Origin of the sequence: Vibrio sp. 2017_1457_13 (assembly GCF_030851525.1) — a bacterium.
Taxonomy (GTDB): domain Bacteria; phylum Pseudomonadota; class Gammaproteobacteria; order Enterobacterales; family Vibrionaceae; genus Vibrio; species Vibrio metschnikovii.
In genome coordinates, this window is record NZ_VHTA01000005.1 from 361,690 (window position 1) to 372,675 (window position 10,986).

The following is a 10,986-nucleotide window of genomic DNA, read 5'->3' on the forward strand; positions in this document are numbered from 1 at the left end:
GGCAATAAGATAAAAGTATAGCGTGCTCTTTTGCTTGAGTTGGGTAGCTTACAGTCTAGAAAAGTGACGAATTAAGAGTTGGACAATATTCAACCATAGAATGGAGTAGTGCGGATAATGCCCTCTCCGAGGAGAGAGCATGAGGTCTATTTAAGAATGATTTGTACTGAACGTTCGATATCAGCACTGCCTTGAGTTAAAGGACGGGAATCTGCGACCGCTGATACGTTAATTCTTTTTGCATCAATGCCTTGAGATTGAAGGTATTGAGAAACCGCTTGAGCACGTTGCGCTGAAATCTTGTTATTGATCGCATCAGAACCAGTGCTATCTGTACGACCGACTAGATGGGCAACCAACGCTGGGTTAGTTCGCATCACATCGACGACTTCATTGAGATAGAAGTAAGAGAGATCTTCAAGCGTAGATTTACCTAAAGCAAAAGGCAGTAGGAAATCAGTACGAGCCGCTTTAGCAACTTCAACCTGAACAGGAACTTCAATGACACGTTCTTGAATCACTTCAATTTGCTCAGTTACGACTCTTGGTGTTGCTGGTTGACCAAATTTATACGCCATTCCCCAGTAAATCTGGTGTAGGTGTGGATTCCGGCCTTCTTTAACCTGTACGCGATCATAGTAGTCGTAACCCACTTTTGTTGAAATCGCGTTAGTCAATTGATACTCAAGGCCAATGCCTGCTGAACCAGTAAACGTGTCTGTTTTTATATTGGATGAGCTGATATCAGAATAGATATAGGATGCGCCTAATTTACCAAATACAGAGAGGTTATCCATAAGCTCATATTGACCTTTGAACCCCAAAGATCCGATATGTAGCTTATCAACACCTAAACGATGAACATAATCATAACCGGTGTAAACCCCCCAGTATTGGTTGACATCGTATCCTAATTCAAGTTTGGGGCTAACGGCTTTATCTCTGTGACCAGTGATGGATTTTCCATCTGCAGTTGTCACGCCAGACGCAGCACCGATCCACCAGCCTGATTGATCGATCGCAGAATCAGAATGTGTTTCGGCATTAACGCTCGCGGCTGTCATTGTGAGTGCAGCGATGATGGAAAGAGAGACCAGATTTTTTTTCATTACTTATCCTTAAAAATAATAACGACTTATTCTTATTTCTTAATTTATCAGCGAACATGTTAAAAAACGCTGTTCAATAATAGGTTGCCACTGCTTTATGCGGAATTAGACCAACCATTTCGCTAAGTCCTGCTCATTATTCGGTAAGCATGAATGATTAGATATCAGTTAAAGAAACAGTGGGTGTAGGAAAAATCCGTTTTGTTTTTTAGCTTATATATTGATGATTATCTTGTTGGTTTAAAGAATCAGTGCAGATGGCAAGCTAGATTGATGAGATAAAGCCCCCTTATCATTTTGACAAGAAGTAGGAGGTGGTGAGTAAAGTTTCTTCAAAGGGTGCGTTAAGTTCATACAGATTGTGTTTTTTGTCGTCTTTAAGAAAAAATATGTGATGAAATTCAATTTTTTCTGGCTTTTTTTATGCTTTTAGTGAATAATCCGCCTCCCTTAGATGTCCCTAGTGGCTTGATGCTTTTTGAGACTCATCCGCATCTGAACGGAATCAGCTCTTCTTTTAGGATTGGTTGGAAATGGTATAGCACGTGGGACCTTAGTTATTTATTCTTTTAGTGGGATCCACATGCAAGAAACCGTTATTCAATTTAGTGATTTAGCACTAAACAGCACACTCCTTTCTGCCCTAAACGAAATGGGCTTTGTTACTCCAACCCCAATTCAATCTGCCGCGATACCTCTTTTATTAGCAGGTCGTGATGCATTAGGTAAAGCGCAAACCGGTACCGGTAAAACGGCCGCATTCTCTTTACCGCTTCTGAATAAGCTAGACCTCACTCAGTACAAGCCACAAGCAATTGTTATGGCACCAACTCGTGAGTTAGCGATTCAAGTTGCCGCGGAAATTAAAACCCTCGGTAAAAATATCAAGGGATTAAAAGTATTAGAGATTTACGGTGGCGCCTCCATCGTCGATCAAATGCGCGCTTTAAAATCTGGCGCACATATCATTGTTGGTACGCCTGGTCGTGTTAAAGACTTGATCACTCGTGAACGTCTACATTTGGACGAGTGTCACACTTTCGTTTTAGATGAAGCTGATGAAATGTTGAAAATGGGCTTCGTCGATGACGTCACATGGATCATGGAGCAATCGCCAGAAACAGCGCAGCGCGTATTATTTTCTGCGACTATGCCCCCGATTGTTAAAGACATTGTTGACCGCTTTTTACGTGATCCTGCACGTGTTGACGTGGCGGGTTCAAACCAAACTGTGGCAAAAGTTGAGCAGCAATATTGGGTTGTTAAAGGTGTAGAGAAAGACGAAGCCATGGCTCGTCTACTTGAAACTGAAGAAACGGACGCTTCTATCGTGTTCGTTCGTACCCGTCAAGATACTGAGCGTCTAGCCGATTGGTTAATTGCGCGTGGCTTTAAAGCCGCAGCTTTGCACGGTGATATTCCTCAATCGTTGCGTGAGCGTACTGTTGATCATATCAAACAAGGTGTGATTGATATTTTAGTAGCAACGGATGTTGTGGCTCGTGGTCTTGATGTGCCACGTATTAACCACGTATTCAACTATGATATTCCATTCGATGTTGAATCTTACATCCACCGTATTGGCCGTACTGGTCGTGCTGGACGTAAGGGTAAAGCGATTTTGTTGGTTCGCACCAACCAAATTCGTATGCTACGCACCATTGAACGAGTAACTCGCACTTCAATGGAAGAGATCCAGCTACCTCATCGTGATAAAGTGGCTGAATCGCGCTTAACTCAGCTAGGTCTTGAGTTAGAAGCAGACAAAGATCATGCAGCACTAGAAAAGTTTGCTGAACTGGTTGAGAAGCTACAAGCTTCATTAGAGGTTGATGCAACGACGCTAGCGGCTATTTTACTTAAACGTCAACAAGGTAAACGTCCACTGTTTTATACCGGTGAAGATCCAATGTTGGCTGCGATTGAGCGTGATAAGTCTCGTCGTCGTGATCGCCGTGAATCGGGTGATGGCCGTACAGACAGCCGTGATGGTCGTCGTGAATTTGGTAGCCGTGATAACGTGCGTAATGTTGATTGGGATACTTACCAATTACAAGTTGGTCGTGATCAAGGTGTACAAGTTAAAGATATCGTTGGCGCATTAGCTAATGAACTTGGTCTAACCAAAGGTTCTATCGGTGCGATTAAATTAGCCCAAGGCCATACGTTTGTTCAGTTACCAAAAAGCATGTCTAGCGATGTGACGGGTAAATTACGTAAGCTACGCATTCGCCAGAAAGAGGTGGGTGCAGTCGTGTGTGATTTTGATGACTTCCGTGAGTCACGTGGTCGTCGTCCAGAAGGTAATCGTGATGGTGGTGGTTACCGTGGCGCTCGTGATGGCGCACCACGTCCAGCACGCAGTGATTCTCGTCCTCCTCGTGAAGGTGAGCGCCGTTTTGACCGCAACCGCGGCGCGGATGGCCGTAGCAGCTATCGCGGTGATCGCCCAAGTACTTCAAGCCGTCGCCCTAGCGAAGCTTAATTACTACTGATATTAAGCCCGTGGTGGAATGCTACGGGCTTATTTATTTGGTTTCGCATTCATCCTTTACATTAAGGATGTGACCTAGGTACAATCGTCCAACGTTGATGATCCGGTATTCGTGTTACCGAGTGACCATCGATGTTTACTTTTAACGTACTGAACACGTGTTGCTTGGTGTGCAACACCACTGTAAGGATTATTCATGCCTATTATTACTCTTCCTGACGGCAGTCAGCGTCAATTTGATCACCCTGTCTCTACCATGGACGTCGCTCAATCTATCGGTCCTGGTCTTGCTAAAGCAACCATTGCAGGCCGTATCGATGGCCGACGTGTTGATGCTTGCGATCTGATTGAACATGATGCAAGCCTTGAAATTATTACGGTTAAAGATGAGGCTGATGGATTAGAAATCGTTCGTCACTCTTGCGCGCATTTATTAGGGCATGCTCTTAAGCAGCTTTATCCGCAAGCAAAAATGGCTATCGGTCCAACCATCGATAGTGGTTTTTACTACGATATCGATCTTGATCATTCGCTCTCACAAGAAGATCTTGAGCGCATCGAACAGCGAATGAAAGATTTGGTTAAAACCAAATACGTGGTTGTTAAGCATAAAGTCAGTTGGCAGGAAGCTCGGGATACTTTTGAATCTCGTGGTGAACCTTATAAGATCGAAATCTTAGACGAAAATGTTGCTCGTGATGATCGCCCTGGTCTTTATCATCACGAAGAATATATCGATATGTGTCGTGGTCCACACGTACCTCATATGGGTTTTTGTCAGCATTTTAAACTGCTCAGTGTTGCTGGCGCGTATTGGCGTGGTAACAGTGACAATAAGATGTTACAACGCGTTTATGGCACGGCTTTTCATGATAAGAAAGCACTACAAGCTCATTTAACTCGTTTAGAAGAAGCGGCCAAGCGTGACCATCGTAAAATTGGTAAGCAGCTTGATCTTTTTCATATGCAGCAAGAAGCGCCGGGGATGGTTTTCTGGCATCATAATGGCTGGTCTATCTTCCGTGATTTAGAAGTTTTCATTCGTCATAAATTAACGGAATATGATTACCAAGAAGTGAAAGGTCCATTGATGATGGATCGCGTTCTATGGGAACGTTCTGGTCACTGGGATAAATACGCGGACGCGATGTTCACCACATCATCAGAAAATCGTGAATATGCGATTAAACCGATGAACTGTCCAGGTCACGTACAAATCTTTAATCAAGGTTTGAAATCATATCGTGATTTACCCTTGCGCATGGCTGAATTTGGATCGTGTCATCGTAACGAACCTTCAGGTTCATTACATGGTATTATGCGTGTGCGTGGTTTCACTCAAGATGATGCGCATATTTTCTGTACTGAAGATCAAATTCAACAAGAAGTAACATCGTGCATTAAAATGGTGTACGACACGTATAACACCTTTGGTTTTGAAAATATTGCGGTTAAACTATCTACCCGTCCTGAAAAACGAGTAGGCAGTGACGAGATTTGGGATAAGTCTGAAGAGGCCCTGAAACACTCGCTTGACGCAATGGGTATTGCCTATGAGATTCAAGAAGGTGAAGGTGCTTTTTATGGTCCTAAAATTGAATTCACTTTGTATGATTGCTTGGATAGAGCATGGCAATGTGGCACAGTTCAATTGGACTTCAATCTTCCATCACGTTTAGGCGCGACCTACGTTGGTGAAAGTAATGAGCGCTTAGTCCCGGTTATGATTCACCGTGCGATTTTAGGTTCTCTTGAGCGCTTTATCGGTATTCTTATCGAAGAATATGCGGGTTTCTTCCCAACGTGGTTAGCTCCTGAACAAGCCGTGGTAGTCAATATCACCGATAAACAGGCTGATTACGCTCAAGAAGTCGTACAAAAGCTACAAAAATGTGGCATTCGTGCGAAAGCGGACTTGAGAAATGAGAAGATAGGCTTTAAAATCCGCGAACATACTTTAAAACGTGTACCGTATATGCTCGTTTGTGGCGACCAAGAAATGGAAGCTGGTGAAATTGCAGTACGTACTCGAAAGGGCAAGGACTTAGGTAAATTTAAATTGGATGATTTTATAACTCACATCCAAGCCGAAGTTTCTAGCCGTCAGCTCAATCTGGAGGAATAAACTATTAAAGGCGGAAGACGTGGCCAACAGCCGGCCAAACCAAACCAGCACCGTTTAAACGGTGAAATTCGTGGCGTTCGTGAAGTTCGTTTAACTGGCGCAGATGGTGAATCCGTTGGTGTTGTATCAATCAGCGAAGCACTAGAAGCGGCCGTAGAAGCTGGTATGGATCTTGTAGAGATCAGCCCTAACGCCGAGCCACCTGTTTGTCGTGTGATGGACTATGGCAAATTCCTCTTTGAAAAGAGTAAAGCTGCTAAAGAGCAGAAGAAGAAGCAAAAACAGGTCCAGATTAAGGAAATAAAATTCCGCCCTGGAACTGATATCGGAGACTATCAGGTAAAACTACGCAACCTGACTAGCTTCCTTGAAGAAGGCAACAAAGTGAAAGTAACTATTCGCTTCCGTGGCCGTGAGATGGCGCACCAAGAAATCGGTGTTGATGTTTTGAATCGTTTGAAAGAAGATACGGCTGATATCGCGGTAGTAGAATCTTTCCCGAGCAGAATTGAAGCACGTCAGATGATCATGATGCTTGCCCCTAAAAAGAAGTAATTAACGGCATTGCAAGTAATAAAACCTAGTGATTAAAAGCTGGGTTTTATTCGCCCTAATTACATTGTTATTAAACTACTACAATGCGGAGTTATTCATCATGCCTAAGATGAAAACCAACAAAGGTGCTGCTAAGCGTTTTAAGAAAACAGCTGGTGGTATTAAGTACAAGCACGCTACTAAACGTCACATCCTGACTAAGCGTACTACTAAGAACAAGCGTCAACTACGCCCTAACTCAATCCTTCCGAAATGTGAAGTGGCTGGTGTTATGCGCATGTTGCCATACGCTTAATTCTTTTTAGTTTATTTATCGTTTAGTTTAGGAGAGACATAATGCCTCGCGTAAAACGTGGTGTACAAGCTCGTGCACGTCATAAGAAAGTTCTAAAACAAGCTAAAGGTTACTATGGTGCACGTTCACGTGTTTACCGCGTAGCTTTCCAAGCCGTTACTAAAGCAGGCCAATACGCTTACCGTGACCGTCGCACTAAAAAGCGCCAGTTCCGTCAGCTATGGATCGCGCGTATTAACGCTGCATCTCGTCAAAATGGTCTATCTTACAGCCGTTTCATCAATGGTCTTAAGAAAGCATCTATCGAGATCGATCGTAAGATCCTCGCAGATATCGCAGTATTCGACAAAGCAGCATTTTCTGTTCTTGTTGAGAAAGCGAAAGCTGCTCTGTAATAGAGTTTTAACTGTTTAATCGAAAGGAGGGCTTAGGCTCTCCTTTTTTATAAGCGAGATAAAGGGCTCAATACCCCGTTTGCTCCTCTATCCAATACATGAGTATAAATTTGTGTCGTTGAGACGTCAGCATGACCAAGCTGCTCTTGTACCGTTCGAATGTCAGCTCCTGATTCGAGAAGATGGGTCGCAAATGAGTGTCTTAGCGTATGGCAAGATACTGATTTTTTAATTTCAGCTTCTTTTACTGCTCTTTTTACGGTTCGTTGTAATGAGGTTTCATTAATATGATGCCGACGTAATAAGTTGCTTTCCTGATCAACCGATAATGCGTTAGATGGAAATAAGTAATGCCAATGAAATTCGAATGGTGCTGTCGGATATTTGCTATTTAATGCGTTAGGCAACCATACGCCACCATAACCTTTCATTTCCATATCTTTATCGTAGTATCGTTTTGCGAGTGATATTTGTTCCTTGATTAAAGGGTGTAACTCTTTGGCCAGTGTTACTGTTCGATTTTTCCCTCCTTTTCCCTGCCATATCCTCAAAGCTCCATAATCAAAATCGATATCTTGTACACGTAAGCGAACGCATTCCATCAATCTTAGTCCTGAACCATAAAGTAGTTTGATGTGAAGCTGATATTTTGGATCAACATGATTAAAGAAGCGTTTTATTTCTTCTCGCGTCATGACGATCGGTAGCTTTCTTTCCAATTGAGATTTTTGGAATTTCATTTCCAGTGTCAATGGCTCTTTGATGATCTCCCTATACAAAAAACTCAGTGCATTCAAAGCCAATGATTGTGTTTTGGTTGCTACTTTTTTTTCAACAGCTAAGTAGGTTAAAAACTGTTCGACATCACGAGAGCCTAATAGATTAGGGTGAGTTTTATTATGAAAGACCACATATTGCGTTATCCAATGTATATAAGATTCTATAGTTTTGTTAGCATAATACCTGACTTGCATATATTCCTTTACGCTAAGCAGAAATTGAGATTTCATACATAAATCCTTTGCTGTTTTTATATACAGTGATGTGGGTTTTATAGGCTGTCAATAACTAAGTGACATTTTGCCGTTTATTTAGATCTGCTTCTCATTGCGATGGTGTATAACATGATGAATCAGATGGTTATTATGTTACGATTGTTCGACCTTTGCTCTAAAAGGCGGCGGTAGCGTGGAAGAAAAGACGGCATGTTTCAGTGTAATAAGCGTTATGCTTTATTGAGCCTCAGCAAAATCAATATATAAATTTTAATGGGAAAACTTAATCTAATTTAGAAGTTTTCTTATTCTAATTTATTGATATTATGAGTTTATTGTTCTTTTTCGTGGCGATTGAAAGTTGAGCGATACTTGTGCTTTTTCGGCAACTCTGCTCTGATAAATTGTGTACACAAAAGGTTCGATTTTTGCTGAAAGGTCTCTTTCTTTGGTGTTGCTGGTTCATTGATTCCACAGGCTATTTCGCTTCAACTTATTTGGGATCTTATCGGCACCAATGATTGCTGAAAGTAGGCAAGTTTATCATTTTGAGTTAAAGTGCTGCGAACAAATAAATTTTTTAAAAGTTCAATGTAATCAATGAGTAATAAAGCATAACAAACGCTTCAAGAGGGACTTCCAACGCGTGGCATTTTTATTATGCGTTGATTTTGGTGGTTACGGTGTTATGCGGAAACTTGATGGTAGCGTTGTCAGCCCCTTAAGCGGGCGTTAGGTCACAACGGGATCACACGAATAATGTATGAAGATATCGAGTGAGTATGGAATAGCCAATAGGGTATAGAGGAAAGAAGGCAAAAAGGACGAATATTAGTCATTTCCATGATACCCTTGAGGCGCTTTCGTGCGCACCTTAATCGGGGCGCGATTGAAGCGTGACGCCCGCAAAACCTCAAGGTAGAGCGATGCCCAATACTTCGGCTTCGATTTTTGTCTTTTTCTTCAATTCTTTTTTGATAGTCAATAATGAACGAGAGACCATAGGCAACATTGGTCGTGACCTAACAAACGATTCAAGACAGACTCGCAACGCAAAGCATTGTTATTATGCGTGTAGTTTGGTGATAAAGTCGTTATGCGGAAGGTTGGTAGTCGCGTTGTTCGCTGCTTAATCGGGCGTTAGGTCACAACGGGATCACACGAATAATGTATGAAGATATCGAGTGAGTATGGAATAGCCAATAGGGTATAGAGGAAAGAAGGCAAAAAGGACGAATATTAGTCATTTCCATGATACCCTTGAGGCGCTTTCGTGCGCACCTTAATCGGGGCGCGATTGAAGCGTGACGCCCGCAAGACCTCAAGGTAGAGCGATGCCCAATACTTCGGCTTCGATTTTTGTCTTTTTCTTCAATTCTTTTTTGATAGTCAATAATGAACGAGAGACCATAGGCAACATTGGTCGTGACCTAACAAACGATTCAAGACAGACTCGCAACGCAAAGCATTGTTATTATGCGTGTAGTTTGGTGATAAAGTCGTTATGCGGAAGGTTGGTAGTCGCGTTGTTCGCTGCTTAATCGGGCGTTAACTGGCAATAAAATTACCCATCTTTTTTCGTTGAATTTTAAGTCATTGATTTATATTAATAATAAATCGAGTTAAAAATAAAAGGTTATTTTGAGAAATTTGATGTAATTACTTTTATTAACAATAGGTTACTGATAAAGTTTCATAGTTCACTGCCGCACAGGCAGCTTAAAAACCATACCGCTGCGACCGTAAACAGCATGTACCGTTCACTGCCGCACAGGCAGCTTAAAAATATTGGTAATTTTGGCATTTGGGATCGGCCAGTTAACAAAGCGTTTAAGAGGGATTCGCAACGCGTAGCATTTTCATTATGCGTTGATTTTATTAGTTTTTAGTGCAATGCGGTGAGTTGGTAGTTGCGTTACTCACCCCTTAACGCGGCGTTATGTTTTCGGGATAACTTGAGGAAAAAGAGATGGATTTCATTTGGTTGCTTTTAGTTTTAGGCGCGGCTGCAATATTCTACTATTTCGTATCATATTCGAAGCCACAAGATGATGATTGGTACAAATTGCCGACACTTGAGAACTATTTGATAAAACATCCTGAATGTAAAACGGCAGATCCAGAAAGTGCTAAATGCTTTAGTTGTGGTTCAGACAAAGTGATTTTTCAACCATTAACAGCTCATGCAGATCCTCGTTATAAACATATTTGCTTATCATGCAAAAAAACACTTTTTAGAAGTAAGGCAATAATGTCTTAAACTAGTTGAGATTTTTAAGGTTATTTTTAACAAAATCAGCTAGTTGGATCAAAACATAACAAACGCTTCAAGAGGGACTTCCAACGCGCGGCATTTTTATTATGCGTTGATTTTGGTGGTTACGGTGTTATGCGGAAACTTGGTAGTAGCGTTGTCAGCCCCTTAAGCGGGCGTTATATTTCTCTTAAATTCAACGTGCTACAAATTTAAAAGTTAAGTGGTAATGTGAGTGTTTTGCTGGTTGATGATTTCTTGTGAAGCATAGCTGTTGATTTGATCAAGTTTATCAATGTCTAACGAACATTATTGTTTAATCGCATTTAGCAACTCTTTTGATTTGGTTTACATTAATGGCTTATTTCTCTGATATTTATCATCAGAATCAATGGGTAAGCTTGATTCGATTTCAAAATTAATTGTTTTTTGTATCTAAATCTGGCTCAACTGACGTTAAGCTTTTGATGTTATTTACTATTTTCAAAGGTTGTTTGGTGTTTCAGTGGCTGTATGGAACTGAAATATAACAAACAATTCAAGCAGACCCTCAACGCGTGGCATTTTCGTTTTGCGTTGAGTTTAGTGATTACGATGTAATGCGGGAAGTTGGTAGTAGCGTTTCGGGCTACTTAATTGGGCGTTATGTACTATGGAGATAATATGGAAGTAGTTGCTCTTGAAAATCATATCTCAGAATATCCAAATCCATTTTATTTGAAACGAGGCGATAGAGTAGCTCTTGGTAAAATGGATGATGAATT

Annotated in this window: 8 protein-coding genes; 6 read left to right on the top strand and 2 right to left on the bottom strand. The window is 41.5% G+C overall.

The genetic code is table 11. From position 1 onward, the window contains the following. Positions 1–146 precede the first annotated feature (146 nt). Entirely contained in the window at positions 147–1,109 is a 963-nt protein-coding gene (locus FKN88_RS09185; protein WP_158137035.1) for an OmpA family protein, read from the bottom strand. Positions 1,110–1,692: 583 nt separating this feature from the next. Here FKN88_RS09185 and FKN88_RS09190 point away from each other — a divergent pair. The 5 genes from FKN88_RS09190 to rplT all read left to right on the top strand — a co-directional run bounded on the left by FKN88_RS09190 (position 1,693) and on the right by rplT (position 6,973). Further along, on the top strand, positions 1,693–3,594 hold the full coding sequence (locus FKN88_RS09190) for a DEAD/DEAH box helicase (protein WP_004397151.1): 1,902 nt from the start codon (positions 1,693–1,695) through the stop codon (positions 3,592–3,594). A 205-nt stretch (positions 3,595–3,799) separates the two neighbouring features. Beyond that, a complete protein-coding gene (gene thrS / locus FKN88_RS09195) occupies positions 3,800–5,728 on the top strand; it encodes a threonine--tRNA ligase (RefSeq protein WP_154170956.1) in 1,929 nt (642 codons plus the stop codon). Between the two features lie 66 nt (positions 5,729–5,794). After that, on the top strand, positions 5,795–6,283 hold the full coding sequence (infC, locus tag FKN88_RS09200) for a translation initiation factor IF-3 (protein ID WP_325065042.1): 489 nt from the start codon (positions 5,795–5,797) through the stop codon (positions 6,281–6,283). Positions 6,284–6,383: 100 nt separating this feature from the next. Next, entirely contained in the window at positions 6,384–6,578 is a 195-nt protein-coding gene (gene rpmI, locus FKN88_RS09205; protein ID WP_004397162.1) for a 50S ribosomal protein L35, read from the top strand. 41 nt (positions 6,579–6,619) lie between these two features. After that, positions 6,620–6,973 carry a 50S ribosomal protein L20 gene (rplT, locus tag FKN88_RS09210; protein WP_004397165.1) on the top strand — a complete coding sequence of 118 codons (354 nt, stop codon included), beginning with the start codon at positions 6,620–6,622 and terminating at the stop codon, positions 6,971–6,973. 47 nt (positions 6,974–7,020) lie between these two features. Here rplT and FKN88_RS09215 read toward each other — a convergent pair whose 3' ends face one another. Then, positions 7,021–7,983, bottom strand: a complete 963-nt coding sequence (locus FKN88_RS09215; RefSeq protein ID WP_306687395.1) for an integron integrase — start codon at positions 7,981–7,983, stop codon at positions 7,021–7,023. A gap of 1,954 nt (positions 7,984–9,937) precedes the next feature. Between FKN88_RS09215 and FKN88_RS09220 the strand changes: the two genes are divergently transcribed. Further along, positions 9,938–10,228 carry a hypothetical protein gene (locus tag FKN88_RS09220; protein ID WP_306687394.1) on the top strand — a complete coding sequence of 97 codons (291 nt, stop codon included), beginning with the start codon at positions 9,938–9,940 and terminating at the stop codon, positions 10,226–10,228. Positions 10,229–10,986: the final 758 nt, after the last annotated feature.

Excerpts from the sequence above, each read along its gene's own strand:
- FKN88_RS09185 (WP_158137035.1), bottom strand. The coding sequence starts at position 1,109 with ATGAAAAAAAATCTGGTCTCTCTTTCCATCATCGCTGCACTCACAATG.
- FKN88_RS09190 (WP_004397151.1), top strand. The coding sequence starts at position 1,693 with ATGCAAGAAACCGTTATTCAATTTAGTGATTTAGCACTAAACAGCACA.
- thrS (WP_154170956.1), top strand. The coding sequence starts at position 3,800 with ATGCCTATTATTACTCTTCCTGACGGCAGTCAGCGTCAATTTGATCAC.
- rpmI (WP_004397162.1), top strand. The coding sequence starts at position 6,384 with ATGCCTAAGATGAAAACCAACAAAGGTGCTGCTAAGCGTTTTAAGAAA.
- rplT (WP_004397165.1), top strand. The coding sequence starts at position 6,620 with ATGCCTCGCGTAAAACGTGGTGTACAAGCTCGTGCACGTCATAAGAAA.
- FKN88_RS09215 (WP_306687395.1), bottom strand. The coding sequence starts at position 7,983 with ATGAAATCTCAATTTCTGCTTAGCGTAAAGGAATATATGCAAGTCAGG.
- FKN88_RS09220 (WP_306687394.1), top strand. The coding sequence starts at position 9,938 with ATGGATTTCATTTGGTTGCTTTTAGTTTTAGGCGCGGCTGCAATATTC.